This window comes from Collinsella sp. AF16-8 (assembly GCF_003462695.1).
GTDB lineage: Bacteria > Actinomycetota > Coriobacteriia > Coriobacteriales > Coriobacteriaceae > Collinsella.
The window spans coordinates 1-26,529 of record NZ_QRXX01000005.1 but is presented as its reverse complement, the minus strand read 5'-3'; the positions used below and the strand labels follow the sequence as shown (position 1 = coordinate 26,529).

Below are 26,529 nucleotides of genomic sequence, written 5' to 3'. Positions count from 1 at the left end.
AGGGTCCTTTCCTTGGCGCATACTGACGAGTTTTCCGTCGTAGTGAGTACGTTAACAATCTGAAGTGGCATAAACTCAGCATCTACGATGCCGCACGTTACGGGCTATGTTAACGTACTCATAACACAACACTTATCACTTTTTGAGAATCTGGTAATCGGTAGAAATCCAGCCGTGAACGGTATTGCCGTATGGACTTATAGAGCAGAAGAGTTGCGGATTGAAAAAGTAGAGTACGTTAACATGCGTCCGACGATAGCGGGCTTCGGCGCGGGGCGTATTTCTGCCCGGGCCGGCATGCACGCTATTCAGATCTCGCGAGGGTGAAGGTGATCCTGTGGTAAGGCGCCCGTCCAACGATACAGGTACGCGTCCGGTCTCCATGGCCGACGTCGCCCGCGCTGCTGGCGTTTCGCAGCAGACGGTTTCGCGCGTTGCCAACGGCCTCCCTAACGTCAACGAGCAGACGCGCCAGCGCGTGCAAGCCGCCATGCAGGAGCTCGGCTTCCGTCCGAGTTATGCCGGTCGCTCGCTGCGCGACGGCCGTTACCATTCGGTCGGTCTGTGCGTCAACGATGTCACCAAGTTTGGGAACCTCTCAATGATCGACGGCATCGCCAGCGCAGCTCGCGAGCATAATTGCGCCATCACGCTGGTCGAGATGTCCAAGACCGAGGAATTCTCGCTTGCCGAGGCAACGCGTCGTATGGCCGCGCTGCCCGTGGACGGCATCATCATCGGCATGAGCCGTATGGCGCCCGATTTTGAGACGTTTGATCCGTTACCGGGTATCGGCACGGTTATCGTCACCATGTATGCGCACCCGCGGGTGACTACGGTCGACTCCGATCATTACGGCTGCTCGCTGTTGCTTATGGACCATCTGTTTGAGCTGGGGCACGAGCAGATTCGCTATATTGGCGGCCCGTCGTTCTCGGTCGACGAGCAATTTCGTCGCGCCGGTTGGCAGGATGCGCTCGAGCGTAAACACATCGAGCCGGCAGAGCCGCTCGAGGGCGACTGGTCTGCCAACAGCGGTTACGAGGCCGGCAGATATCTGGCCGAGCACGATCGCACCATGACGGCGATTTACGCGGCAAACGACCAGATGGCAAATGGCGCAATTGCAGCGCTGCGCGACAGCGGCTTGCGCGTGCCCGAGGACGTGAGCGTGGTGGGTGTCGATGACTCACTCGACGACTTTGTCGCGCATAACGAGCTCACGACCGTTCGATTCGACTTGCATCAGCGTGGGCGCGAGGTATTCGAGCATGCGGTTCCCGAGGCGGGTACGGCGGGCAAAACCGTTGCCATTCGCATTCCCGGTCAGCTCATCGTTCGACACACCACGGCAGCGCCGCGCGCATAGTTTTCGCAGGTCAACGGCTCGGCGTTGCATATCAATAACAATCGGTAAGGATGCCGGCAGATAGCCGTGACTATGAAGGCGAGTGCTATGATAGACGGGTTCATTTGTCTATCTAGGAGGCTTTGCCTGATGGAGATCACCAAGGATATCCGCTACATTGGCGTTGACGATCATGACATCGACCTGTTCGAGGGCCAGTACGACGTGTCCGAGAACGGTATGGCATACAACAGCTACGTTATCTTGGGCGAGAAGATCGCTGTCGCCGATTCGGTCGATGGCGGATTTGTCGACGAGTGGCTCGGCAACCTCGAGACCGTACTCGACGGCCGCACGCCCGACTACCTGGTCATCCATCACATGGAGCCCGATCACTCCACCGGCATCGCCGCCTTTATGGAGCGCTATCCCCAGGCGCAGATTGTGGCAAGCATGGGCGCCTTCCGTATGATGGTCAACTACTTTGGCACCGACTTCCCCGAGCGCAAGATGGTTGTCAAAGAGGGCGACGTGCTTGATCTGGGTGGCCACAGCCTGACCTTTGTCGGCGCCCCCAACGTTCACTGGCCCGAGGTACTCTTCTCCTACGAGGCTACCGACAAGGTGCTCTTTAGTGCCGACGGCTTTGGCAAGTTTGGCGCCAACGACATCGAGGATCCGGAAGGGTGGGCCTGCGAGGCGCGCCGTTACTACTTTGGCATCGTGGGCAAGTTCGGCAAGTTTGTGCAGGCCGTGCTCAAGAAGGCCGCCGACCTGGACATCCAGATCATCTGCCCGCTTCATGGCCCCGTGCTGACCGAGAACCTGGGCTACTACCTCGACACCTACAACACCTGGTCGAGCTATCAGCCCGAGGATGAGGGCATCACCATTGCCTACGCGAGCGTCTACGGCCATCTGAAGGCTGCCGTTGAGGAGCTTGCATCTGCGCTCGAGGCTCGCGGCCAGAAGGTCTCCGTTTTTGACTTGGCTCGCGACGACATGGCCGAGGCCGTTGAGGATGCGTTCCGCTATGACCGTCTGGTGCTCGCTTCCATCACCTATCAGGGCGAGATCTTCCCGTTCATGAGCACCTTTATCCATACGCTTGCCGAGCATGCCTACCAGAACCGTACCGTGGCGCTTGTCGAGGCCGGCTCCTGGGCGCCCGCCGCTGCCAAGGTTATGACCAAGGAGCTCGAGGGCATGAAGGACATCACCCTGACGCAGAACAAGGTGACCGTGCTAGGTTCGCTCAGCGACGCATCGCGCGCCCAGATTGAGGCCCTCGCTAACGAGCTCTCCAAGTAGCGATACGCTCACGTTTAACGCTCAAACCACCACAAAGGTGCCTTTGTGGTGGTTTTTGTTTAAGCGCTGGCGATGAGGAGATTTGGGCGGGCGTTGTCGACGATCTCGGCGATTGAGGTGGCGACGGCGTGATCGGGGTCACGGTCCATCACGATGGCGTTGACGTCGGTCAGCTCGGCAAAGCGGTACATGCCGCGTCCGTTGACCTTACTGGCGTCCATGAGGGCGACACTTTGACGGGCGGCACCGACCATAGCCGCTTTGGTCTCGGCCATCTGCGGAAAGTCGGTCGTAAAGCCGCAGCCGGGAACAAAGGCGCCGGGGCACATGACGGCAAGGTCGGCGTGGACCATTTGGAGCGCTTGCATGGTAAGTGGGCCGTACAGATAGCGATGACCTTTGCGCAGTGCCCCGCCCAGCATGACGACATCGACTGAGGGCATGCTCTCGTCGATGTAATCGGCAATGGTAATGTCGGCCGTGATGACGGTGATGCCATCGCGCTGGTCGAGGAGCCGGACAAACTCGAGCGCTGTGGTGCCCGAGTCGACGAGCAGCGTGTCGCCGTCATTGACGAGTTCGATGGCGCTTTGTGCGATGGCCTGCTTGGCGGCGACATTGACGTTGATGCGGCGATCCTGGGTGGATACGGTCAGTCGCTTCTGGAGCGACACGGCGCCGCCATGCGTGCGGCGCAGCTTGCCGGACTCGGCGAGCGCGTCTAGGTCGGCGCGGGCGGTAACGGAGGACACGCCAAAGGTCTGGGCGATTTCTGCTACCTGCACCGAGGCGTTATGTTCGAGCATTTCCATAATGGCGGCACGACGCTCATCGGCGAAAGCTCGGGTTGTTGCATGGGCCATATCCGCTCCATCATCGTCTGAAATTTGCAGGAATTGTGTTGAGTCTATTTTCGTTCATTTTCTTTTTAAGTAAGAAAACGCCTTTCGATTACTTACTTTTTCTATAAAAGAAAGACCTCGAACGCCCAAAATTCAATATCGAACACGCCCACTCGGCTCCAATTCCTTCCGTTTACTTTTCAAAAACGGCTGTATTGACCTGCATGGGCTCAATATCTCGCACGTGCAAAGCCGCTGAATTTCATACAATAAGTGCAGCAAAACACAAGGTAAAACGCCTTGTGAACAACTACGCCCGATGTCCAGATGCGGGCGAGGGAGAGGAGCAAACGCTCATGGCACTTGTTACCACCGAAAAGATGCTCAAGGACGCTCAGGCCGGCCACTACGCCGTCGGCGCGTTCAACGTCGAGAACCTCGAGTTTGTTATGGCCGTTCTGGCCGCTGCCGAGGAGACCAAGTCCCCCGTCATCATGCAGACCACCCCGGGCACCATCAAGACCGCTGGTCTGGACTACTTCTACGGCATGGTCAAGGCTGCCGCCGAGCGCGCTTCCGTGCCCGTCGCTCTGCACCTCGATCACGGCGATGGCTATGACCGCTGCATGCAGGCTTTCCGCACTGGCTACACCTCTGTCATGATCGACGGTTCGCACGAGTCCTTCGAGGACAACATTGCCCTGACCAAGTCCGTCGCCGACGCTGGCCGCGCCATGGGCGTGCCCGTCGAGGCCGAGCTCGGCAAGGTTGGCGGCAAGGAGGACGACGGTCCCGCGGTTGAGGGCGAGAGCCCCTACACCGATCCGGCCGAGGCCAAGGAGTTCGTCGAGCGCACTGGCTGCACCTCCCTCGCTATTGGCGTTGGCACCAGCCACGGCGTGTACACGAGCGATCCGCACATCGAGCAGTCCGTGGTCAAGGCCATCCGCGACGCCGTCGACGTGCCGCTGGTTCTGCACGGTACCTCCGGTGTGCCCGATGAGCAGGTTGCCGAGGCCGTGAAGAACGGCATCTGCAAGGTCAACTACGCCACCGAGCTGCGTCAGGCCTACACCAAGGGCTTCATGGCCTACATGGCCGAGAACCCCGCCTGCTTCGATCCCAAGAAGCCGGCCAAGGAGGGCATGCGCGAGATCACCGAGCTGGTTAAGATCCGCATGACCAACCTCAACTCTGTGGGCAAAGCAGAGTAACAGCAAGGGTACTCCGACTCGCTACATATCCCGGGGAGGGACGAGGGCTTAGTTCCCCAATCGTCCTCGGGCATGCAAAAAGCCTCGCTGCGCACTTCGTGCGGCGAGGCTTTTTGCCCCCTGCGGAAAGATTGGGGAACTAAACCCTCGTCCCTCCCAGGTTGACCTACTCGAGGTCGTCGCCCTTGTGGCGTTAGGGCGGAAAATAATAAGAAGCCTTCGCGCTGCGGAATGATTTTGGAAACTAAGTGCGGGGGCCCGCCCAAGCTGTCCTGTTCAATCGCCCTTGTGGCGTTAGGGCTGAAAGGGTGGGGCGCGTGGGTTATTTGGTTGTTAGGGTTAGTAGGTCGTTGGGGGTTTTGAGGTTGTAGGTGGCGTTTGGGATATCTTGGTGTGATCCCCATGCTGCTCGGGCAAAACTGACCCCTGCTGAAGTTGCGCATTGTTCGTCGTAGACGGTGTCGCCAACGTAGACGACGTTGCCAGGATTCGCGCCCGCACGTCGGAGATATTCGAGCATGGGTGCGGGTGCGGGTTTATGTTCGGTTGTGTCTTCGACAAGGATGATGTGCTCAAAATACTTATCGAAACCAAGGGGTGCAATTTCTTTTGCGTATTCGTCGCGCGCACGTGAGGAGACGATGCCAAGTTTGCAGCCGCTATCGGCGAGCGTTGCGATGACTTCAAGCAAACCTGGAAACACGCTGATGGTGCTTTTAAAGCTGGCGGCAACTTGGCACCAGCGATCCAACGTTGCCTGCGAGTAGATCCCAAGTTTCTCAAGGGCATCCTTGCCGGGTATGCCGAGGGCAAAGTCAAGCTCGTGTCGGGGAAGCGTTTTGCTGGTCTCTTCTTGGACAATCTGGACAAGCGATGACAGAACGCTTTCTTCTGTATCTGCCAATGTCCCATCAACGTCAAATACGATATGGTCAAAGTGCTTCATATGATTGCTCCTCTCTGTTGTTTGCCTGCAAGTTTGATGCAGTGACAGAAGAAGGGCTAGCGGGATTTCTGCCTGGTGCTATCGAGATTCTGCCTCGCTGCTCGATAGCTCGAAGGAGTGCACCCCATTTGTTCTTTAAATACCTGGCCAAGATGGCTTGCTGTTATAAATCCGCATTGGCGCGCGACTGTCTGTACCGTTCTCGTGGTGTGTGCCAAAAGTTCGCAAGCACGGTTTATGCGGTATGCGCGTAGATATGCCGCCGGGGTCGTTCCTGCACAAGTTTCGATAATGCGGTAACACTCTCTTTCGCTTACGCCGGCTGCAGATGCCATCTGGGGCACATCTATAGCGGCTGCATAGTTTGCGCGGATAAAGTCCAGGATTGCCTTGAACTGTACGTCGCGGCTGGTCATCCAAGAGGCGCCGTCGGAAGAAAAGAGCGGTTCGGTCTTGGCGTTAATCTGAATCCAGAGCTCTGACAAACTATTTCGAAGCGCCATCTCGTTCTGCGGCTGTTGAAGGTCGTGGTTAAAGGAACTCTTTAGCAAATCGATAAAGGGCATATCGTCGGGGTTGGTGGGCGACCATTTGAGCACATCGACGCCTCGACATTGCAGCAAAGGATTGATATAGCGCTTTTGAAGGCGTCCCGCGGGATCGCCGAGCATCGACGGCTGAAAGATATGCAGCATTTGAATGGCTGGCGCCGAATTGGGTGATTGCAGCGTGCTGTGCAAAACGCCGCCGTTGATAAAGCCGGCGGACCCTTCCTCAAAGCGTACGTGCTCATGAGCCGCGTGCGTTCGATAGTCAATCGCTCCCTGCTCCATGTAGAAAAGCTCAACTTCGGAATGCCAGTGCCAGGGGACGGAATTGCCCGGATAGCGAGCGAATTCTGCGCGTTCGGCAATATAGGGCCAGTCATCGGCGGTCTCGGGAAACGCTTCCTCGCGTCCTCCGCGGTGCAATTCTATGTGATCCATGTTTCGCATGGCATCAGTATAAAGCGCGATGGGCTTAGATTGCTCTTGCCTGTTCGGGGAACGCCTTGTCTAGGGATGCTTGGAGCTTTTCGAACGATGCTCGCAAGTTGAGGTTCTGGTCGGTTGAGCGTTTTGCTTTTGTGGTGGGGGAGTCGAGGAGGCCATTTCTCTGTGTCGGGGGGAAGGAGAAAAGGTCTGCATGTGTTAGGGATGGCTGCTGTGTTGCGTCATTGGAAGAATGCATGCTTATGCGGCCTCCTCGATGTCCACCAAAAGGTTGCGCACGGGGTGTGCTGCTAGGTCCCGTGCGTTGGCAGTATTATGCCGCGGCTGCTGAAAAGAAGCGCTAAAGAAAGGCTTAACCTGGTTTGATGTTACGATGAAACTGCAGTTCAGAGGTATCGAGTAACACTCTTGAAAGGTTTTGAGCTTAAGGGCTTTCTAAGGTTTGTGACGTGGATGTGGCGCGGACGTGCGGAGCGTGTGAATGCTCGCTGTTAGCGCTGCGGCTCTGTGGCGCGCACCTGCTCGATGACCTTTTCCATCGTGGCGTCGATGCGGTCTTTTTTGAGTTCGCATTCCCAGATGGTTATGGGCGTCCAGCCCATTTGAGTGAGCGCTGCCACAGCAGCACGGTCGCGCTCGACGTTGCGACGGAACTTTGCCTCCCAAAACTCAACGTTGCGCTTGGGCTGGCTTGGGTTGCACTTGGGGCAGCGGTGCCAAAAGCAACCGTTGACGAAGATGGCGATCTTGCGGCCGGGGAAGGCGATGTCGGGCTTGCCGGGTACCTTCCATTCCAAACGATAGCCCGTAAGGCCCGCGGCCCGTAGGCGCTGACGTACGAGCAGCTCGGGCTTGGTGTTGGCGCGCTTGTTGCCCTTCATGGACTTTTTGATGGCGGCGCGACGGCGGACCAGTTCGCGCTCGTCAGCGGAGAGGTCCGAGGTATCGATGCCGTCGAGCAGGCCGGGCTTGGGACGCTTCTTGCTGCGGCGCTTAGGTGCGCGCTTGGGCTCGGTGGAGGGCTCGTCGGTCGCGGTGGCGTCGGCGTAGTTGGCAGTGCCGTTGGCCTCAAGCCGATCTTCCCTCAACTCAATCAGAGCATCGATAAGCCCTTTGTCGGCGGGCATCCACTCAACGGTGGCAAGCGAGGTGCGCGGAATCCAGCGGATATCGAGCTGGCGGTCGTGCTTCTGGGGCTCATCGGATTCATCGGCGAGCGAGCAGTAGTAGCACTCCATGGAGAGATGGAAATCGGGGTAGTCGTACTCAACGGTGTAGAAGTCACGCAGGTTGGTGACCTTCACCTGCAGCTCTTCCATGAGCTCGCGGCGCACGGCGTCCTCGGGCGTCTCGCCGCGCATGAGCTTGCCGCCTGGGAACTCCCAAAGTCCCCGCATGTCGCCATAGCCGCGCTGCACGGCAAGCAGCTCGTCAGATCCTTCCTTGCGAATGATCCCAGCGGCAACATGAACAGTCTTCAACAGGAGTCCTCTCTCAACATCAACAAGTGACAGGCTAGCTACCCGTACCTTACACAACGGTAAGGCAAGCGTAAGCCATATCGATGGTAGCCGACTCGGCTCCCTGCGACTATAGATGCCGTAGACTAATCGCAAGAAAGGACTCGGTATGCAAACCACGCACATGGCGACCCCGGTACTGGAGGTCGCGCATCTCGAAAAGGTATATGGAGCGCTGGGCAACGTGACCCGCGCGCTCAACGACGTCAACTTTACCGTCAACCGCGGCGAATTCGTCGGCATCATGGGAGCCTCGGGCTCGGGCAAGTCGACGTTGCTCAACTGCGTGTCGACCATCGATGCCGCCACGAGTGGCGCCATCCGCATCAACGGCCAGGATGTGACGCGCATGAAGCAGGCCAAGCTCTCGCAGTTCCGCCGCGAGGAGCTGGGCTTTATCTTCCAGGATTCCAACCTGCTCGATACGCTCACGGCACGCGAGAACATCGCCCTGCCGCTCACCATCGCCCGCGCAAACTCGGCAGAGATTTCGACCCGCGTGCAGGATGTGGCAGCGCGCCTGTCCATCAGCCAGGTGCTCGACAAGTATCCCTACCAGATGTCCGGTGGTCAGCAGCAGCGCGTTGCCGCGGCTCGCGCGCTCGTCACCGACCCCACTATGATTATGGCCGACGAGCCCACCGGCGCCCTCGACTCCAAAAGCGCTCGTCTGCTGCTCGAGAGCCTGGAGGCCCTGAATCGCCGCCTGCGCGCCACGGTACTCATGGTCACGCACGACAGCTTTGCCGCCAGCTACACGAGCCGTGTGCTGTTTATTCGCGACGGCAAGATCTTCACCGAGCTGCGCCGCGGCGATACCGACCGCCGAGAGTTCTTCGACCGCATTATGGAGGTCGTTGCCATGATGGGCGGTGAGGGCTCCGATGCTCTGTAAACTCGCTTGGGGCAACGTCCGCCGCGCCGGCCGCGATTACCTCGTCTACTTGCTGACGCTCACCCTAGGCGTCACGGTCTTCTATGCCTTTAACACCATCTCGATGCAGGTCGACATCGCCGGAATCGATGAAAAGGGCTTGGCGCAGGTAATGGGCAGCATGCTCGGCGACCTGACGTACTTTTTGGCCGGTGTCATGGCCTTTTTGATGGTGTATGCCAATAACTTCATCATGAAACGCCGCAAAAAGGAGTTTGGCCTGTACCAGGTGCTCGGCATGGGGCGCGGGCGCGTCGCCACGATCATGGCGCTCGAGACCGTGATAGTATCGGTCGTGGCCTTTGTCGTCGGCATTGTGCTGGGTGTGGGACTCTCCCAGCTCATGACGTTCTTTACGGCCTCGCTTTTTAAGACACAGATCGCCAATTTCCACTTCTTTTTCTCGGTGCATGCGTTCAACCTGACCCTTGCCTGCATGCTCGTAATGTTTGTGCTCACGCTACTGCTGAACCTTCGTGCCGTGCGTCGTACCAAACTCATCGAGCTTATGGGTGCCGAGCGTCGCAACGAGAGCATCAAGACACGCAACCCCTGGATCGCGATTGCCATCTTTGCCGTGGGCGTGGTGCTTGTGGGCGTGGCCTATTACCGTCTGCTACGTGATGGGTTCCCGCTAACCGCGACGGACAGCAAGCTGCAAGAGGCCATGAACCAGTTTGGTATTACGACCGCTATGGTTACCGTGGGCACCTTTGCCCTGTTCTGGGGACTCTCGGGCATGCTCATCAAGCTGCTGCAGAGCCTGCGCGGCGTGTATTGGCGCGGCCTCAACATGTTTACCGTGCGCCAGCTTGCGGCCAAGGTCAACACGGTGTGCTTTTCGATGGGCGTCATCGCGATGCTCCTGTTTTTGGCCATCACCTCGGTGACGTGCGGTATGTCGATTGCCAACGTGATGAACGAAAACCTGGAGCGCTATAGCCCTGTAGACGTGTCTCAGACGTATGTCTATTACACGCCCGATACGTTCGACTACTACAAAGAGTACGTCAATCCGTCTGATGAAGCCGATCGCATGGTGCCGGCCGATACAACGGTCGATTTGTACCCCGCATGGCACGGCAGGGACAGTTCGGCGGACAACAACGACGAGACCGGCAAGAAGGTCGATATCGCCGATGTTGCCGGTGAGCATGTGCAGATCGATTCGTATCTGAGTTACCCGTTTGGCGGCTCGAATCCTTCGGTGACCCCAAGTGAGATGTGCAAGATCATGGGCGAAAAGCTTCCCAAGGCGTTCGGGGGTAGCAATGCCGATACGATGGGTCTGTTTGTGACGCCGGCGAGCCAGTACAACAAACTGCGTCAGATGATGGGTGAGGAGCCGGTGCACATCGGTCACGACCAGTATCTGCTCACGTGTGATATGGGCGGCGAGCTGGTCGACCTGTACACCAAGTATATGGCTGGTGGCCATGCCCTTACCTTGGGCGGGCATACGCTCAAGCCCGCAACCGATAAGTCGGACGAAGATACGGCGGCCATCGCCAACTCGGCGATGGGCAGTAATCCGGGTACCGTCGTCGTTGCCGACGAGCTGTTGTCCCAACTTAATCTGCAGCCGTATTCCAGTAGCCTGCTCGTTAACTACAAACAGGGGATGGATACGACCGAGGCAGACGAGAGCATTAAATACACTCTGCTCGACGATCTGCTCGTTGACGGCAAGAAGCCGGGGTCGTGGGGAACCTTCATCACACGCTCCGAGATGTACACGCAAGCAGCGCAAATGAACGGTCTTATTAGCTACCTAGCCATCTACATCGGCTTTGTATTGGTCGTTGCATGCGCGGCGATTCTGTCGATCCAGCAACTCTCCAACGTGGCCGATGGCAGCCGCAGCTATCGTGTGCTGGCACAGATCGGCTGCGACGACCGCCAGATTCGCCATTCGGTGATGGCGCAGCAAGCGGTATTCTTCCTGTTCCCGCTGGCAGTGGGCCTAGCGCACTCCTTTGTGGCACTTAAGGTGATCATCGAGCTGGTGAGCATATTCGGAAATATGAGCATCGGCGGCACCGTGGGCCTCACCTGTGCGATCTTCCTGGCAGCCTATGGTGGCTACTTCCTGGTGACGCACCTCATGAGCGCCGGCATGGTACAAGCTGCCATCGCCACCCGCTACAGCGAGTAGCAGACGGGCAAAACCGTCGCAAAACCAACGCAAACAACCGCCGCGGAGGGAGTCGGCCCCCTTCCGCGGCGGTTTTTTGCCTTTCCGGTACGCCTCAGATGCAAGTGAGTAGACTTTTTTGGATCTGCCGAGCACATCGCGACAAATGCTCGGTAAAACCGCAGGTCAGCGCTGTGGCGATTTGGGGTGTGCTCGGCTTCCTGCAAGAAGTCTACTCACTTGGTTTTTGCTGCTAGAAGACCGCCGCGAGGGAAGGCAACTCCCTCGCAGCGGCCGACGTTTGTCCAGATAAAACCTGCCAAAATAAACCTGTCCCTTTTTGGCAGGTTATCGCTTCCAAAAGTGGAGGATCAACGTCGTGCGGTTTTGCTGCTCGGTTTTGACCAGGATGTTGTGGATGTGGGTCTTGACGGTGCCCACGGCAAGGAATAGCTCGTCAGCGATCTCTTGGTTCGATTTGCCCAGCACAACCAGACGCATAACTTCGGTCTCACGGTTGGAGAGCTTGTAGGCGTTGCGATAGAAGGGCATCTGCTCTTCGATGTGTCGATCAAGATCGCTGACGTTCTTTTCCTCGGGCGCCTCCTGCATGCGGATTGAAAGCACGTGGTAGGAGTAGATGATCAGCAGAATCGCAAAGTAGCAGGCAAAGACGTTTTCGCTAAAGTTGCGCTCGGACAGATATAGTTGCAGCCAAGAGGGCGCCAGACTCATGGGGACAATCAGAATGTTGTAGAAATCCTCGGCAACGATGCAACCGACCAGAATAGCGCCGATAATCAGGTGCTTTTGTTGGTTGTTAACGCGTGCCTTCAGCTCGACTTGTGTGCTCTTGCGTGCCGTCCAAAAGATATATAGCCCCACGAAAACAAGGAATACCTGACGCATCGTGTAGTAGAGCCATTGATGAATGGGGCCGTAGGGGACAGCGACGATAATCAGCAGCTCGCTCAGCAAGAACGTTGCGACGGGAATGACAAACTGCTTTTTTGAATGCTTGTCGAGCAAATCCATGGCAATGAGCCAGATAAAAGCTTGTGAAGCGGTCGCCACAAGGGTCCGCAACACAGGCATGGTAATTGAGTAATAGTCGCTGGCTGGAAAACTCTGGTTTTGCAACGTGTATTCAAAAAAGAAGATCTCGGTCATCTCGATGGCATAGCAAATAAAAACGCCGCTGCCATAGATAAAGAAGCGTCGACGAGACGAGGCATAGGCGGCAAGCGAAAGCACTGCCGTCACAATACAGATCACGAGTATCGCTAGGGTATAGAAGAACATCAGGGTGTTCATCTGCCACCGTCCCATCTCATTTCATCTATGGCCGAGCCCTGTATACCTTGTGGGATATAGACGTCTCAACCCTTCGTTCCATTGCGGATTAGGCGCCGAGATACAGCATAGCCGTATACCGTTCGCGGTTCTAGATAGTAAACCCCCTGCAAGCTGGCTACCTGCGGGTTTATATTGGTTTAGAGGGGATGTAACTCCGTGAACGGTCTTTAATCCCGAATAAACTAGGTAAAAATTGCATACGGGTGAATGATGGTCTTGTCAACACGAGGCGTGATGTTCGAGCGCCTCATAGCAATAGTCGGCACGACCGGCGGAAAGGAATCGACATGGCGCTGCCTAAGGATTTCATCGACACCAACGACTTCACCAAAGAGCAGATCCTGGCTATCGAGGATCTTGGCCTGGCAATGAAGAAGGCCATCAAGGTTGACGGCTATTATCCGCACCTGCTCCGCAACCAGAGCCTTGGCATGATCTTCCAGCAGGTTTCCACCCGCACCCGTCTTTCCTTCGAGACCGCCATGTGCGACCTCGGCGGCCATGCTCAGTTCTATGGCCCTGGCACCATTCAGCTCGGTGGCCACGAGTCCCTGGGCGACACCGCTCGCGTCATGGGCGACCTGCTCGACATCATGATGGCTCGCGTTGACCGTCACAAGGACGTCGTCGGCCTCGCCAAGGGTTCCGCTGTGCCCGTCATCAATGGCATGTCCGAGTTCAACCATCCCACGCAGGAGATGGGCGACCTCATGACCATGCTCGAGAACCTCCCCGAGGGCAAGAAGATCGAGGACTGCACCCTGGCCTTCATCGGCGACGCCACCCAGGTCTGCGTCTCCCTCATGTTCATCGCTTCCAAGGTCGGCATGAAGTTTGTCCAGTTTGGACCTAAGGGCCACCAGATCCCCGACGGCGGCCTACACGTTGGCACCGTCGAAGAGCGCGCCGAGTTCGGCAAGCAGATGATGGCCATCGCCGAGGAGAACTGCAAGGTCTCCGGCGGCTCTGTCGTCATCTCCGACGACATCGAGTGCATCAAGGGCGCCGACTTCATCTACACCGACGTGTGGTATGGCCTGTACGACGAGGAGGTCTCGGGCGAGAACTACATGGACGTGTTCTATCCCAAGTATCAGGTCACCATGGACATGATGAACTTCGCCGGCCCCAACTCCAAGTTCATGCACTGCCTGCCGGCCACCCGCAACGAGGAGGTCGTCGACGAGGTCATGGACGATCCCGAGCGCTCCCTGTGCTGGGTCGAGGCCGAGAACCGCAAGCACTCCATCCGTGCTCTCCTTGCCGCCCTGGGCAAGCGCACCCCGCTCAACGACGAGGGTGTCGAGTACTCCGCCAAGGCTGAGCTCCACGCCGCTCTCGAAGCTCTCGAGCAGCTCTAAGCCTTAAGCCTGCTAAACGCACGTTTGCGGGCGGCGGATGCTCGTCTCCTGTCGCCCGCTCACCGAGGCCCAAGCAATTGCCTTAATACCTTAGGGCCTCGGATCTGTCCAAGACTGAGCGAAGGAGCTCATCATGAGCGACGGAAAGAAAAAGCTTTCCTTTTTGACGGTCATTTCGACCATCATCTGCGTCGTCTTCGTTTGCGAGGCCGCCGCTCCTGCTGCTGCCATTGGCAACCAGCAGTTCTTCTGGTGGATCTTCCTGATCCTGACCTTCCTGCTTCCCTACGGCATGGTTGTTGCCGAGCTCGGTACCACCTATGACGGCGAGGGCGGCATTTACGACTGGGTACGCGATGGCCTGGGCGACAAATGGGGCGCCCGCATCTCGTATTACTACTGGGTCAACTACCCGCTGTGGATCGCCTCGCTGGCTACCATGTTCCCCGACATTTTGGGCATGGTCTTTGGCGTCGAGTTCAACTTGATCGCCAAGATGGGTATCGATCTTGCCTTTGTGTGGATCGTCTACCTCATGGGCCGCTCCAAGGCGGCCGACTCCGAGTGGGTCCTTAACGGCGGCGCCATCATCAAGGTCGCCGTCGCCGTTATCGTTGGCGCTTTGGGCATTTGGTATGCCATGGAGAACGGTTTTGCGAACGACATGTCCGCTGCCACCTTCCTGCCCGAGCTCACCAACACCAACGCTCTCGGCTACCTGTCGATCATCATCTTTAACTTCATGGGCTTCGAGGTCATCTGCACCATGGCCGACGACATGGCCGATCCCGCTCGCGATATCCCCAAGGCTATCATCGTCGGTGGCCTGTCCATCGCCGTGATCTACCTGTTCGCTGGCTTTGGCATCGGCGCTGCGGTGCCGGCCGATTCCATCGACCCCGACTACGGCATGATCGTCGCAGTCCAGACCATGGTGGGCGACTCCATGATCTTCAAGGTCATCTGCATTGCCTTCCTGATCACCCTGTTCGCCAACATGGCTGCCTGGTCCTTCGGCGTCAACTCTGTTGCTCGCTATGCTGCCGAGCACGGCAACATGCCCAAGGTCTTCGCCTCGATGATCTCGGATGACGACATGCCCAACGGCGCCAACCTGGTCAACGCCATCGTTGCCTCCCTGGTGCTGTGCCTGCAGCTCGTGCCCATCGACGCCATCTCCAACGGTGTCTTCTGGATGCTCTTCGGCACCTCCGTCGTCTTCCTGCTGCTCACCTATATCCCGATGTTCCCGGCGTTCCTCAACCTTCGTAAGAACGACCCCAACCGCGAGCGCATCTTCACGTTCCCGTTTAAGGGTGCCATGATGAAGGTCATGCTGGCCATCCCTTGCATCGAGCTGATCCTGGCCATCGTTGCAACGCTGATTCCGTTCTCAGTCGATGAGATTGGCGATAAGGTCCCGATGATCGTTATCTTCATCGTGCTTTTGCTTATTGGCGAGGTTGTCCGCGTCGTCAGTGCTAAGGGTCGCGAGACCGAGTACAAGGGTCTCACCCCCGAGCTGGCTGCTCAGCGCCTGGCTGAGGAGGCTGCCGAGGCCGAGGAGAACTAAAGCACCCGGATTCGGGGCTCCAACCCTCCTCGCGTACCAAAGTACGCTTCGTCGGGCTTGTCGCTCCCGACTCCGGGCACTCTAGCCTCTTCGGGGGCGTGCCCAAAGCGACAAATTTGCTAACCATTCCCTGGGGCGGGTGCGAGCGATAGCTCCGGTAACCACCGCCCGCCCCAATTTCTCTTTCGTATCCTTCGTGCGTATGTCTCCGCGCACTTGGCTACGTCGTCGCTCGCCGGTGCGACTCCGTGAAAACCGGTACCGGGCGCCCCGACCTTTGCCGGGGAACGGGCGCCTACCATCTCTTGGTTTTAGGCTGCGGGTAACCCGCCCGCAGCAAGCGATCGTTCGATTTGGAGGAAATCTTATGCGTACGATCACCGAGTCCGAGTCCACCCCCAAGGCCGACGGCTTCTTTATGCCCGCTGAGTTCGCCCCGCAGGATCGCGTGTGGATGGGCTGGCCCCACCGCACCGACACCTGGGCCCACGGCGCCAAGCCGGCTCAGAAGCAGTATGCCGCCATCGCCCGCGCCATCGCCGAGTTCACCCCGGTTACCATGTGCGCCAACCAGGTCGACTATGCCAACTGCAAGGCCGTCTTCGAGGAGGACGAGAACGTCACCGTCATCGAGATGACCACCGACGACGCCTGGTTCCGCGACACCGCCGCCACCTACGTCATCAACGGCAAGGGTGAGAAGCGCGCCAACCACTGGCACTTCAACGCCTACGGCGGTCTCGTCGACGGCCTCTATTTCCCGTGGGACAAGGACGAGCAGATCGCCCTTAAGATGGCTGAGCTCTCCGGCTGCCGTCGCTATCGTCCCGATGACATGATTCTCGAGGGCGGCTCCATCACCGTCGACGGCGAGGGCACCCTTGTCGTGACCGACCAGTGCCTGCTTTCCCCGGGCCGCACCTGCTCTGCGGTTCTGGAGGAGGAAGAGGATCCCGAGTCCATCTGGCCCAAGTACCACAAGAAGTTTGAGCCCTGGAGTGAGGAGCTTCGTGCCTACATGGACGAGCACCTCAAGGATTACCTGGGTGTCGAGAAGGTCATCTGGGTCAAGGAGGGCATCGACCCCGAGGAGACCAACGGCCACATCGATGACGTCGCTACGTTCATCGCCCCGGGCGTCATGGCCTGCATCTGGACCGACGATCCCGAGTATCCGTTCTACGAGCAGTGCCACGCTGCCTACGAGACCCTCTCCAACGCCGTTGACGCTAAGGGCCGCAAGATGAAGGTCTACAAGCTCTGCATGCCCGTGAACCCGCTGTTCATGGACCAGGCTTCCTGCGACACCATCGACGCCGACGAGAACGCCGAGCCGCGCGTCCCCGACGAGCCGCTGATCGCCTCTTACATGAACTACCTGGTCACCAACCACGGCGTTATCGTCCCGCAGTACGGCGACGAGAACGACCAGCTGGCCGTCGACACGCTCCAGAAGATCTACGACGAGGTCTGGGGCGAGGGCGTCTACAAGTGCGTCGGCGTTCAGTCCGAGCAGGTCGTCTTCGGTGGCGGCAACATCCACTGCATTACTCAGCAGGAGCCGTCCGCTTAATCGTCTGACTTTCCGAGGCACCCCATCTCGCCGCTCAAACCGTCGCTCGCGTACCAAAGTACGCTTCGCTCCTCTTTCGCGGCGACCTGGGGCACCTCGAAAACCCAGCCGATCAATCGGACAATCGGCGAATCGAACCATCTTGGGGCATTGATGGTCGGCTTGCCCGATGTCTTGGTCGGTTGGGTTTTCTTTGGGCACTCCGTTGCCTCCACTTCGGAGTGCCCTTTTCTTTGATTGAGTACGCGTCTGGCCTGGGATTTTTTGCGGGTTAGGCCAATTGTTCGCTTGAATTTCCCAGGTCAGACGCGTCTTCAATTGCCGAAAGTTATCGGTCGTGAACGCGACCGTTTTGATCGGAGTATCTATGTACCAGCGTATCGTTATCTACACGCGCCTGTTCCGCGAGCGTTGGTCCAACAATTGCATCCTCTCTTCTCTTTGGGATGGCACCTGCACCGGTGACGCGGCCTGCAACCCTACCTTGGGCTGCGCCTTCGGTACAGATGCCATCCTTTTTGCTGTAGGGGGAGCGTGTCGTGGCAGGTAAAAAGTTCTCCCTGTTCGAGGTCATCCTCTCGGTTATCTGCGTTGTCTTTACCATCGAGGCGGCCGCTCCGGCATCTGCCATGGGTAACGTGCAGTTCTTCTGGTGGATCTTCCTCATCATTACGTTTTTGCTTCCCTATGGCCTGGTGGTGGCCGAGCTCGGTACGGCGTTTGATTCCGAGGGCGGCCTGTACGATTGGGTTCGCCTGGGCTTGGGCGACCGTTGGGGCGCCCGCTGCTCTTGGTGCTACTGGGTTAACTTTCCGCTGTGGGTGGCAAGTATCGCCTGCATGTTCCCCAGTGTCATTAATGCGGTGTGGGGTATCGAGTTTTCACTCGGGATCCGAATCGCCATCGAGATTGTCTTTGTGTGGGGCGTCACGGTCATGGCAATGCAGCCGGTGGCCGAGGCAGATTGGGTCATGGACGGCGGCGCCGTCATCAAGGTGCTCATTACCGCTGTGGTGGGAATCGTCGGCATTTGGTTTGCCTGCAATAACGGCTTTGCCAACGACATGTCGTTTAAGACCTTCATTCCAGATCTGGGCGACACCAATTCGTTGACGTACCTATCGATTATCCTGTTCAACTTTATGGGCTTCGAAGTGGTCGCGACCTTTGCCAGCACGATGAAGAACCCGTCGCGTGATATCCCCAAGGCGGTTATTGCCGGTGGCGTGGCCATTGCGGCGATCTACATCATCTGTGGCATTGGCATTGGAGCCGCGGTTCCCACCGAGCAGCTTTCACTCGATTCGGGCATTGTGGACGCAGTCGCCGCTATGGTGGGGCGCACCCACCCGCTGACGATGGTCGTGGGCGTGGCCTTTTTGGTGACGCTGTTCGCCAATATGATCTGCTGGAGCTTTGGCGTCAACAACGTAGCGAGCTATGCCGCGCGCCATGGCAACATGCCGCGTCCCTTTGCGTTGGTGTCCAAAAAGACCGGCATGCCCAACGGCTCGGCGCTCATTAACGGCTGTTTTGCCAGTCTGATGCTGCTGCTCCAGATTCCGCTGGGTGAGGGTTCCGACGTCTTTTGGGTTTTCTTCTCGATGAACGTCGTCTTTCTGCTCATGAGCTATATCCCCATGTTCCCAGCGTTTTGGCGTCTGCGCAAGCACGATAATCGTTCGCGTGTGTTCCGTGCGCCTTTCGAGGGCAAGGTGCTCGCGGTGGCGCTTGCGATGCCGGTGGTAGAGCTCGTGCTTTCCATTGTTGCGACAATCGTGCCGCTTAACAGCTCGCCCGCCGAGATGTCAAAGTTGCCGATCCTCATGGGTGTGGTGATCGGCGTGTTGCTGGGCGAGGTTTCGCGCCTCATATCGCGCCGCGGCCGCAGCATCGACAATCCCGGCGTTGGCGCATAGGGGTCAGGTTATTTTGCACCAAAACAGTAGCGCCGCGAGTTACGCAGCGCTTGGTGCATCTTGGATTACTGTTCGCGGTGCTCGGGATCGGAAACGAGCTTAGGCGCAAAGTAGGGGACGTGGCCCAGGTACGGGCGGCTGTCCGAACGCTCCTCGGCGATGCAGGGGACCTCATCGTAAGTAAGTGAGTCGCTCAGGTGGGCGATGGCCTTGGCGGCAGGAGCGACGAGCATCTTGAGCGGTGCGATAGGCGCCATGGCATCTCCTTTCATCGGTGAGACACAGCTTGTTTATCTAAACGATACAGTACGTTTAATCGGTGAGTCTAATCTTGCGGCAAAGAATCTGTCAACATCCTCACGGCATCTAGACAGGGGAGGCGGGCATGAGTTTCGCGTTCTATATCTACACCATGATTATCATGGGTGTGGCTCTGGTGACCAGTGCCGTGGCATTGGTGGTTTGGCTCATGACGCACCGTCGCGACAGCCTAGTGGCCGCGGCGGGCTTTTTGCTCTACATGCTCGATATGTCGGTCATCTTTTTTGACGAGTACACTCGGCTCAAATATGACTACGCCGTTACCTTTAGCGAGCCGCTGCAGCACCCCTTGCTGCGCTGCGTGCTCGGTATTGCCATCTATGCTTGCATTGTGCTGTGGATGTTTGCACGCTTGCGCAAAAGGCCGACGTCGCGCATGCTCGGGCTCGCTATCGTGCCGTTTTCAATCTTGCAATTGCTGCTGGTGCCTCGCAGCGGCGCTGCCGGAGAGATGCAGCAGTATCTCTTTTGGCTCACGCGTGACCTGGGCAATGTAGGATGTCTTGCCTATGCCGCCTGGCATTACCGGTGCAGAGCCACTCGTGTTGAGAAGCTGGACCTCGACCGCTCAAAGCTCTTTTGGAAGGTGGCACTCGTTCTTGCGTTTTGCGTAATCGCCGAGGACACCTACATGATCTTGTTCTGCCACCCCGACTTTCAAAACCCCGTCATCAGCCTCTTTTTGTGGTATCTGTCCGAGCGCAATATCTCCGAAAACGTGCTGCTCGTGGTATGCGCGGCTCAGCTTTTTTGCCAGTTTAGCCATATCCTGCGTGTGTATGCCCGTCATCCGCGTGCCGATGAGGACGTGGCGGCCGAGAGCGCAAGCTCTGAGGACGACCTCGCATCGCGTGTGGTGATTTATGCCGACGCCCATAAGCTGTCACGGCGCGAGCAGGAAGTGCTCACACTGGTGCTGAAGGGCAACGACGCCCAAAACATCGCCAGCGAGTTGGTCATCAGCCCTGGCACGGTCAAGGCACACTTGCATCGCATCTACGTTAAAAGCGGTGTCTCCAACCGAGATGACCTCATAGATACCTTTTGGCGTTCCTAGCCCTATTCTTCCTTGCATGCGGGTCTTGCCGTGTGGGCGGGCACGCCGTTGGGCGTAATGACGCGGTAATAATCTCAGACAATAAACCTGCAGGTAAAGCGTGTAAACCTGCTTAAACTGACCGTTTGCGGTCCCTGGCCTTGGCATGGATTTGCCCCTGTGTATCAATGGGTGTAGCGCGAAGCCGCGGACGTGGGACAGACGTCCGAGCACGGCTTGTAGGCACGCGCCGATGCGGGAGCGCTACGCTCCCAACCGAGTGCCCACGCGGGCGGTGCGTCCGCGTTGCAACCAAAGATGCCTGAGGAGGCTCACATGGACAAGGCTGATGTAGTTATCAAGAGCAACGCCGTTTTTACCGGCGATGGGCTCGAGCCGTTTAAGGGCGGCGTTGCCGTGCGGGGCGATAAAATCGTTGCCTGCGGTGACGATGCCCACCTGGCACCGTTTATCGGTCCCGATACCGAGGTGCGCGACTTTGGCGACCAGCTCGTCATGCCCGGCCTGATTGACTCGCACACGCATTTTGCCCAGGGCGCGTTCATGACCGACCCCGATTTTGCCGTCAACCTCATCGACTGCACCAGTTTTGAGATGGCGATGGAACGTGTCGTGGCGTTTGCGGTCGACCATCCCGATAACGAGTGGATCCTGGGCTGCCAGATTATCCAGTTCCAGTGGGATGTCCCCGAGATGCCCACAGCCGCGATGATCGATGAGTACATCTCGGACCGCCCGGTCTTTCTGCAGCAGGTTGACCTGCATACCTTTAGTGCCAATACCTGCGCCATCAACAAGGTGGGAGTAACTTCGCAGACGCCCGATCCCGCAGGCGGCAAGATCCTTAAGGATGCCGAGGGCAATCTGACGGGCGTGTTTTCCAACAACGCCGGCGTCTTCTTTATGGACGAGGTCTACGACCCAGCGCCCGAGGTTGTTGACGCGTCGTTTGCAAAAACCGCCCGGCGCGCCAATGCCCTGGGAATCACTACGGTCGGCATGGTCAATCCTACGTTTGTGAGCATGGAAAACCCGTATGCGGTGTTGGCAGGTCTTAATGCCAAGGGCGACTTGCCACTGCGCGTGTTCCTGTACACCGATCTGTTCGAAAACGAGTCCTTAACGCTCGAGCAGATCAAGGAGAAATACGCCTTCTCGGGTACGCAGGTCGAGTGGCACGGCTTTAAGCAGTTTCTTGATGGCGTGTGCTCCGACCACACCGCTTGGATGCTTGAACCCTATTCCAACGCGCCCGATACCTGCGGTGAGCCCGCGGAGGATCCAGAGCGCATCCGTGCCGCCATTGTCAGGGCGCAGGAATGGGGCGTTGACACGCGCGTCCATACGATCGGCGATCGCTCGGTGCGTTTTGTGCTTGATTGCTTTGAGGAGGGCGAGCGCTTGCATGGTAAGCGGGGTTGCCGCCACTCCATGGAGCACAACGAGACGGTTGAGCCCGAGGATCTGCCGCGCTATGCCGAGCTGGGTATATGCCCTGGTATGCAGCCGTGGCACATGCTGCTCGATATGGCTGACCTTGCCAAGGACGATGCCGTGGGCCCCGAGCGTGCTGCGCTTTCGTGGCCCCTGCATAGCCTGCTTGCCAGCGGTGCCGTGGTGCACCTGGGCAGTGACTTCCCCGTTGTGGGCTTGGAGCCCATGGAGGAGGTGTACGGCGCGGTCTTCCGCATGCTCGAGGACGGCTCCAACCCAGAAGGGTGGTTCCCGCAGGAGCGCATCACCATGGCCGAGGCCCTGCGCGCCTACACCTACGGCAGCGCCTACGCCATGCATGCCGAGGATCGCATCGGTACGCTCGCATGCGGCAAACAGGCTGATATCTGTGTGCTCGACCGTAACCTCTTTGACTGCGAACCGGCTGAGGTCCTCGAGGCCACGGCGTCTCTCACGATGATTGCCGGCAAGGTGGTCTACGAGGCCTAGCGGGGCTGCTGCATCGCTGGGCGGTGCCGCAGCCTGTGCGTGCCGCCCATCCATTCATGCATCCATTCATCAATCTCTCATGGAAAGGGGAGAACAATGGCAGAAGAAACGACCGCCGCTGTTGAGGAGGAGCGTGAGCTTGCCTCGCAGCCGATTCCCGGCCTGGTGCGCAAGTACACCATCATCACCGGCCAGGGTATGCTCGCCCAGATTATCATGGTGGTCCTTGAGGGCCTCGTGATGGGTTGGGGCCTGGGTGCACACGGCCTGGCCTGTGTTTCGATCATCATGTCGGTCGAGTACATTAACCTGGCCTTTGGCAACCTGTTTGGCACCGGCGTGCCCGCCGTGGTGGGCAACCTTTTGGGTGCCGGCGACATTAAGGGCGCCAGCAAGGCGTTTAGCCAGGGTTTTTGGCTTACCACGATTGTGAGTGTGCTGCTTGCTGTGGTGATGGCTGTGTTTACCGAGCCCATCTGCGCATTCTTCGGCGCCACGCCCGACATCATGGCCGATACCGTTGCCGGCGTGCGCACCTTCTCCGTGCTGCTGCCGCTCACGGTCATTGGTCAGATGGTCACCGCCGTCATGCGTGTGGACGAGAAGGTTCAGATCCAGGCCAACCTCATGACCGTGTCTGCCATCGTCGCTATCTGCTGGCTTGCGCTTTCCACGTTTGTGCTCAAGCTTGGCGTTATGGGAGCTGGTGTGTACTACGGTCTTTCCATCGGTATCTGGGCCATCGGTATCTTCTGGTTCATCGGCGGTAAGAAGTCGCAGCTCCAGATCAGCGCCGCCGACCTCAAACTCGACATGGCCATCTGCGGCCAGATCATCAAGATTGGTTTCCCGTTCTTTTTGGTGCAAGCTGCCACGTTCATCTTCAACACCGTTGCCAACTCGTTGCTTGGCCAGCTCGGCGGCGACATGGGTTCGCTCTACATCGCGGCCTTTGGTGTGATCAACGGCTACATCCTCTACATTACCATGATGGTCGCCCAGTGCTTCTCGTACGGCCTGCAGCCCATTGCCGCCTTCAACGCCGGCGCCAAGGCGTGGGCGCGCCTCAAGGAAACGCTCTCCTGCACGCTTAAGTACCAGGTCGTGACGCTTGCTGCGGTGTCTGCTGTGCTATGGGTGGCCGCAACGCCGGTCTGCGCCTTTTTTGCTGGTAGCGATCCGGCGCTCGTCGAGGTTGCCGCCAACGCCACGCGCATCGTTATCCTGGCCGTGGCCCTGGGCTATCTTGCCATGACCATGTCGATGTACTTCCAGGCGGTTGAGAAGGTGGGTATCGCCACGTTCACCGGTCTGCTCCGCTACGTGATCTGCTCCGTGCCGCTTATGTACCTGCTTGGCAACATGATGGGCGTTCAGGGTGTCTGGTTTGCCTTGGTGGCGGCTGACGCCATCACTGGTCTTATCTCCATCGCCCTCGCCGTCCGCGAATCCAAGCGACTTGCCACGCTCTAGACTCGGACACGGCCGGCCCGCGATAGTCGAATAAGTCAACTCGCCTGCAAGCCACCACAATGGGGACAGTTCCCATTGTGGTGGCTATTGTTATTTAGGGTCTGAGATTTCGGCTCTATAAATAACGTTTTTGAACTGGGCTACTAAAAGATTGTGGAAAACACTACTACAAGATTATGGAAAACGCTACTGCAAGATTATGGCAAATGATACTATACGATTATGGTAACAGCGTTATAAGGGGCGTTGATATGGCCGAGTACATTAACAGGGATTTGCATGAGTTGCTCATTCGCATGGCGGGTTGGTTTCCTGTTGTGTCGTTGACGGGGCCTAGGCAGAGCGGTAAGTCTACGCTGGTTAGGCATGCCTTTCCCGACTATTCCTATGTCACGCTTGAGGACCCCCAAACGAGGCGCGCGGCCTTGGAGGATCCGGTGAGTTTTATCCGCAACCGAAAGGGCGGACTCATCATCGATGAGGCGCAATACGCCCCGGATTTGTTCTCGATGATTCAGGTTGTTTCGGATGAGCGGGGAGACGCCGGTCAATACATCCTTACGGGATCGCAAAACTTTTTGATGATGAAAAGCATCGGCCAGTCTCTTGCCGGGCGAGTCGGGATCTTAAAATTGCTGCCATTTTCGTTTCGAGAAGCGGAGAGGGGCCAGCAGGGGCAGTTGGAAGTGGATTTGTTTGCGCTCGAAGGGGGATACCCTCGCCTGCGTTCCGCCGGAATGCCGTCCTCGGTTTATTTCCCCAGCTATATTGATACCTATGTTGAGCGCGATGTTGTGGGCTTGCTTGACGTGCGCAATAAAGCAGAGTTTCATAAGTTTCTGTCCATAATTGCCCAGAGCGCCGGTGCTCTCATTAATATATCTTCGCTTTCTCGAGATACGGGTGTGAACGTATCGACCATTAAAAGCTGGTTGTCTATCCTGGAGCAGAGCTACCTGACGTTTTCACTGCAGCCCTATTATGCAAATGCCAGGAAACGTTTGACTAAAACGCCCAAGCTTTATTTTTACGACACGGGGCTGCTCTGCTACTTGCTCAAAATTGGATCACTGGAGCAACTTTTGGAGAGCCCTTATCTGGGGGCAGTTTTCGAAAACCTCATCGTTTCCGAAACGGCGAAGAGCCATCTCAACGTGGGCGAGAATCCCGAGTTGTATTTCTATAGGGACGACGGCAAGCGAGAAATCGATTTGCTCGACTGCACAAACTCAGGGAGTCCCAAGGCTATCGAAATAAAATCATCCAGAACGTATCACGATAAGTACGCCCGCCATTTACAGGCTGTATGCGATGAGATCGACATTGCAAAAGATGCGCGCTATGTTGTGGCCCGCGTGGATTCAACGTATGAGTCGAAAGACTGTAGCGTGGTCTCGGCGCGTGATTGGCTTTTGCGATAACAAGTTCGGCGTATTAACAACTGCCGCGAAGAGGATCGGACCCCTTTCGCGGCGGTTTTTTGCCGATCCGGTGCGCCTCAGATGCAAGTGAGTAGGCTTTTTTGGATCTGTCGAGCACACCGCGACAAACGCTAAATAAAACCGCAGGTCAGAGCTGTGGCGTTTTGGAGTGTGCTCGGCCTCCTGCAAAAGGTCTACTCACTTGGTTTTTCGGCGAGAAGGCCGCCGCAAGGGCAAGCAGCTCTCCTCACGGCGGTTGGCGTTTGCCCAGATAAAACCTGCCAAAATAAACCTGTCCCTTTTTGGCATGTCCCTTTTGGCGCGGCTGATTGGTTTGGGCTGTTTTGGAGAAAGCCCATGAGGCGGCACTCAGGCTAATCCTGCGTGTCGCCTCCGTACATGTAGACGATAAAGCCGTCGCCGGTGTCTTGGCTGTGATCCTCCAGGATGCGTTTCATGTTGAGGTGCTCGTAGAACTGCCAGTCAGAGTTGCAGTCGCTCATCAGGAAGAACTTGGTGCACCCGGCTTTGGCGAGTTCGGCGCGCGCAAGGTCGATGAGCTCGCGGCCGAGTCCCTTGCCCTGCCACTCGGGCACAATGATGATCAGGTTGAGCTGGCCCTGGGCATACTCGTCGCCCGTGGCGGCAAAGCGATCGGCCGTGGCCTTTTCGCGACTGTCGCCAAAGAGCGAGCCCTCGAGTTTGGCATCGGCGGTCTTTGCCATCTCGGTTGCCTGGGCGAACATCTCGTCGTAGCAGGGTACCCACGTGGGGTTGGTACGCGGCTTGCCGTCCTCGAAGATACCGATGCAGCAGGCGGCGATAATGCGGCCCTCTGCCTCGGCGACGAGCGCGATGGGGGAGCGCTGCAGCTGCATGGCAATGTTGAAGCGCGCGCAGAAATCGGCAGCTTCGACGTCGCCGCGGTTGCGCAGCGTGTTGCACCACAGCTGGTTGTAGATGGCGGCGATGCCAGCCAGGTCGTCGAGCGTGGCGGCGCGCAGGGTTACGTTGTCAAGGCTCATGGAGGCTCCTTCCAAGGTGGGTCAGGCCACCTCTGAGTGTGACATGGGCGCACCGCTGCCGCATCAACCATTCGGTAGACGAGCTTCGATCTCTCGGGGACGGAGGAAAAGGGGCCACGAGCGAGGATTTTCGGACGCTTGCTCGACGAGAGTGGATAATCTCCCACTTTTAGCGCGAACATAGGTCAAAAACGGGAGATTATCCACTCTCGTGGTAGCGCGCAGAGATGTGGTGTAAGAGGCGGGGCATGCCCCGCCTCCGCCC

Annotated in this window: 20 protein-coding genes; 13 read left to right on the top strand and 7 right to left on the bottom strand. The window is 57.8% G+C overall.

All coding sequences use genetic code 11. The annotated features are described in order from the left end of the window. The first annotated feature begins 382 nt into the window (after positions 1 to 382). Together DWW73_RS05480 and DWW73_RS05475 are read left to right on the top strand one after the other, a co-directional pair. Positions 383 to 1,369, top strand: coding sequence for a LacI family DNA-binding transcriptional regulator (locus DWW73_RS05480; RefSeq protein WP_117564683.1), 987 nt, complete (start codon positions 383 to 385; stop codon positions 1,367 to 1,369). Positions 1,370 to 1,498: 129 nt separating this feature from the next. Beyond that, positions 1,499 to 2,659, top strand: coding sequence for an FprA family A-type flavoprotein (locus DWW73_RS05475; protein ID WP_117778975.1), 1,161 nt, complete (start codon positions 1,499 to 1,501; stop codon positions 2,657 to 2,659). A 59-nt stretch (positions 2,660 to 2,718) separates the two neighbouring features. Here DWW73_RS05475 and DWW73_RS05470 read toward each other — a convergent pair whose 3' ends face one another. Then, the gene (locus DWW73_RS05470; protein ID WP_117564687.1) at positions 2,719 to 3,522 is read right to left on the bottom strand and encodes a DeoR/GlpR family DNA-binding transcription regulator; all 804 of its coding nucleotides are present in this window, start codon (positions 3,520 to 3,522) and stop codon (positions 2,719 to 2,721) included. A gap of 335 nt (positions 3,523 to 3,857) precedes the next feature. Here DWW73_RS05470 and DWW73_RS05465 point away from each other — a divergent pair, with 335 nt between their 5' ends. Continuing rightward, on the top strand, positions 3,858 to 4,715 hold the full coding sequence (locus tag DWW73_RS05465) for a class II fructose-bisphosphate aldolase (protein ID WP_022095149.1): 858 nt from the start codon (positions 3,858 to 3,860) through the stop codon (positions 4,713 to 4,715). Between the two features lie 322 nt (positions 4,716 to 5,037). Here the strand turns inward: DWW73_RS05465 and DWW73_RS05460 are convergent, their stop codons facing one another. The 3 genes from DWW73_RS05460 to vsr all read right to left on the bottom strand — a co-directional run bounded on the left by DWW73_RS05460 (position 5,038) and on the right by vsr (position 8,134). Continuing rightward, positions 5,038 to 5,661 carry an HAD family hydrolase gene (locus DWW73_RS05460; protein ID WP_089572377.1) on the bottom strand — a complete coding sequence of 208 codons (624 nt, stop codon included), beginning with the start codon at positions 5,659 to 5,661 and terminating at the stop codon, positions 5,038 to 5,040. Positions 5,662 to 5,717: 56 nt separating this feature from the next. Next, positions 5,718 to 6,647 carry an AraC family transcriptional regulator gene (locus DWW73_RS05455; protein WP_158548959.1) on the bottom strand — a complete coding sequence of 310 codons (930 nt, stop codon included), beginning with the start codon at positions 6,645 to 6,647 and terminating at the stop codon, positions 5,718 to 5,720. A gap of 497 nt (positions 6,648 to 7,144) precedes the next feature. After that, the gene (gene vsr, locus DWW73_RS05450; RefSeq protein ID WP_117564690.1) at positions 7,145 to 8,134 is read right to left on the bottom strand and encodes a DNA mismatch endonuclease Vsr; all 990 of its coding nucleotides are present in this window, start codon (positions 8,132 to 8,134) and stop codon (positions 7,145 to 7,147) included. A 148-nt stretch (positions 8,135 to 8,282) separates the two neighbouring features. Here vsr and DWW73_RS05445 point away from each other — a divergent pair, with 148 nt between their 5' ends. Both DWW73_RS05445 and DWW73_RS05440 read left to right on the top strand, forming a co-directional pair. Then, positions 8,283 to 9,068 carry an ABC transporter ATP-binding protein gene (locus DWW73_RS05445; protein WP_117564692.1) on the top strand — a complete coding sequence of 262 codons (786 nt, stop codon included), beginning with the start codon at positions 8,283 to 8,285 and terminating at the stop codon, positions 9,066 to 9,068. Further along, positions 9,058 to 11,262 (top strand): FtsX-like permease family protein, encoded by a 2,205-nt coding sequence (locus tag DWW73_RS05440; protein WP_117778974.1) that lies wholly within the window; start codon positions 9,058 to 9,060, stop codon positions 11,260 to 11,262. Before DWW73_RS05445 ends, DWW73_RS05440 begins: the two co-directional genes overlap by 11 nt. Positions 11,263 to 11,589: 327 nt before the next feature. On the opposite strand, the gene DWW73_RS05435 is transcribed toward DWW73_RS05440, so the two are convergent. Beyond that, the gene (locus tag DWW73_RS05435; protein WP_158563791.1) at positions 11,590 to 12,555 is read right to left on the bottom strand and encodes a response regulator transcription factor; all 966 of its coding nucleotides are present in this window, start codon (positions 12,553 to 12,555) and stop codon (positions 11,590 to 11,592) included. A 329-nt stretch (positions 12,556 to 12,884) separates the two neighbouring features. On the opposite strand from DWW73_RS05435, the gene ptcA reads away from it, so the two are divergent. From ptcA to DWW73_RS05410, 4 genes are all read left to right on the top strand, one after another. After that, the gene (ptcA, locus tag DWW73_RS05430; protein WP_117654944.1) at positions 12,885 to 13,958 is read left to right on the top strand and encodes a putrescine carbamoyltransferase; all 1,074 of its coding nucleotides are present in this window, start codon (positions 12,885 to 12,887) and stop codon (positions 13,956 to 13,958) included. Positions 13,959 to 14,091: 133 nt separating this feature from the next. Continuing rightward, positions 14,092 to 15,531, top strand: coding sequence for an APC family permease (locus tag DWW73_RS05425; protein WP_117778972.1), 1,440 nt, complete (start codon positions 14,092 to 14,094; stop codon positions 15,529 to 15,531). Between the two features lie 367 nt (positions 15,532 to 15,898). Continuing rightward, positions 15,899 to 17,104: an agmatine deiminase family protein gene (locus DWW73_RS05420; protein WP_117646255.1), complete on the top strand. Its 1,206-nt coding sequence runs from the start codon at positions 15,899 to 15,901 to the stop codon at positions 17,102 to 17,104. A 539-nt stretch (positions 17,105 to 17,643) separates the two neighbouring features. Then, positions 17,644 to 19,023 (top strand): APC family permease, encoded by a 1,380-nt coding sequence (locus DWW73_RS05410; RefSeq protein WP_117564704.1) that lies wholly within the window; start codon positions 17,644 to 17,646, stop codon positions 19,021 to 19,023. 65 nt (positions 19,024 to 19,088) lie between these two features. Here the strand turns inward: DWW73_RS05410 and DWW73_RS05405 are convergent, their stop codons facing one another. Further along, positions 19,089 to 19,280, bottom strand: a complete 192-nt coding sequence (locus DWW73_RS05405; RefSeq protein ID WP_117564706.1) for a hypothetical protein — start codon at positions 19,278 to 19,280, stop codon at positions 19,089 to 19,091. A 128-nt stretch (positions 19,281 to 19,408) separates the two neighbouring features. Between DWW73_RS05405 and DWW73_RS05400 the strand changes: the two genes are divergently transcribed. The 4 genes from DWW73_RS05400 (at position 19,409) to DWW73_RS05385 (ending at position 25,239) form a co-directional block, all read left to right on the top strand. Then, on the top strand, positions 19,409 to 20,401 hold the full coding sequence (locus DWW73_RS05400) for a helix-turn-helix transcriptional regulator (protein ID WP_117778971.1): 993 nt from the start codon (positions 19,409 to 19,411) through the stop codon (positions 20,399 to 20,401). A gap of 315 nt (positions 20,402 to 20,716) precedes the next feature. Next, positions 20,717 to 22,345: an amidohydrolase gene (locus DWW73_RS05395; protein WP_158563790.1), complete on the top strand. Its 1,629-nt coding sequence runs from the start codon at positions 20,717 to 20,719 to the stop codon at positions 22,343 to 22,345. A gap of 96 nt (positions 22,346 to 22,441) precedes the next feature. Next, positions 22,442 to 23,818 (top strand): MATE family efflux transporter, encoded by a 1,377-nt coding sequence (locus DWW73_RS05390; protein WP_089572364.1) that lies wholly within the window; start codon positions 22,442 to 22,444, stop codon positions 23,816 to 23,818. 251 nt (positions 23,819 to 24,069) lie between these two features. Beyond that, positions 24,070 to 25,239 carry an ATP-binding protein gene (locus DWW73_RS05385; protein ID WP_199410969.1) on the top strand — a complete coding sequence of 390 codons (1,170 nt, stop codon included), beginning with the start codon at positions 24,070 to 24,072 and terminating at the stop codon, positions 25,237 to 25,239. A 374-nt stretch (positions 25,240 to 25,613) separates the two neighbouring features. Here DWW73_RS05385 and DWW73_RS05380 read toward each other — a convergent pair whose 3' ends face one another. Beyond that, positions 25,614 to 26,264: a GNAT family N-acetyltransferase gene (locus tag DWW73_RS05380; protein ID WP_089572363.1), complete on the bottom strand. Its 651-nt coding sequence runs from the start codon at positions 26,262 to 26,264 to the stop codon at positions 25,614 to 25,616. Between the last annotated feature and the right edge of the window lie 265 nt (positions 26,265 to 26,529).

Excerpts from the sequence above, each read along its gene's own strand:
- DWW73_RS05400 (WP_117778971.1), top strand. The coding sequence starts at position 19,409 with ATGAGTTTCGCGTTCTATATCTACACCATGATTATCATGGGTGTGGCT.
- DWW73_RS05385 (WP_199410969.1), top strand. The coding sequence starts at position 24,070 with ATGGCCGAGTACATTAACAGGGATTTGCATGAGTTGCTCATTCGCATG.
- DWW73_RS05475 (WP_117778975.1), top strand. The coding sequence starts at position 1,499 with ATGGAGATCACCAAGGATATCCGCTACATTGGCGTTGACGATCATGAC.
- DWW73_RS05380 (WP_089572363.1), bottom strand. The coding sequence starts at position 26,264 with ATGAGCCTTGACAACGTAACCCTGCGCGCCGCCACGCTCGACGACCTG.
- DWW73_RS05390 (WP_089572364.1), top strand. The coding sequence starts at position 22,442 with ATGGCAGAAGAAACGACCGCCGCTGTTGAGGAGGAGCGTGAGCTTGCC.
- DWW73_RS05420 (WP_117646255.1), top strand. The coding sequence starts at position 15,899 with ATGCGTACGATCACCGAGTCCGAGTCCACCCCCAAGGCCGACGGCTTC.
- DWW73_RS05440 (WP_117778974.1), top strand. The coding sequence starts at position 9,058 with ATGCTCTGTAAACTCGCTTGGGGCAACGTCCGCCGCGCCGGCCGCGAT.
- DWW73_RS05425 (WP_117778972.1), top strand. The coding sequence starts at position 14,092 with ATGAGCGACGGAAAGAAAAAGCTTTCCTTTTTGACGGTCATTTCGACC.
- DWW73_RS05470 (WP_117564687.1), bottom strand. The coding sequence starts at position 3,522 with ATGGCCCATGCAACAACCCGAGCTTTCGCCGATGAGCGTCGTGCCGCC.
- DWW73_RS05455 (WP_158548959.1), bottom strand. The coding sequence starts at position 6,647 with ATGGATCACATAGAATTGCACCGCGGAGGACGCGAGGAAGCGTTTCCC.
- DWW73_RS05460 (WP_089572377.1), bottom strand. The coding sequence starts at position 5,661 with ATGAAGCACTTTGACCATATCGTATTTGACGTTGATGGGACATTGGCA.
- DWW73_RS05405 (WP_117564706.1), bottom strand. The coding sequence starts at position 19,280 with ATGGCGCCTATCGCACCGCTCAAGATGCTCGTCGCTCCTGCCGCCAAG.
- ptcA (WP_117654944.1), top strand. The coding sequence starts at position 12,885 with ATGGCGCTGCCTAAGGATTTCATCGACACCAACGACTTCACCAAAGAG.
- DWW73_RS05435 (WP_158563791.1), bottom strand. The coding sequence starts at position 12,555 with ATGAACACCCTGATGTTCTTCTATACCCTAGCGATACTCGTGATCTGT.
- DWW73_RS05480 (WP_117564683.1), top strand. The coding sequence starts at position 383 with ATGGCCGACGTCGCCCGCGCTGCTGGCGTTTCGCAGCAGACGGTTTCG.
- DWW73_RS05465 (WP_022095149.1), top strand. The coding sequence starts at position 3,858 with ATGGCACTTGTTACCACCGAAAAGATGCTCAAGGACGCTCAGGCCGGC.
- DWW73_RS05445 (WP_117564692.1), top strand. The coding sequence starts at position 8,283 with ATGCAAACCACGCACATGGCGACCCCGGTACTGGAGGTCGCGCATCTC.
- DWW73_RS05395 (WP_158563790.1), top strand. The coding sequence starts at position 20,717 with ATGGACAAGGCTGATGTAGTTATCAAGAGCAACGCCGTTTTTACCGGC.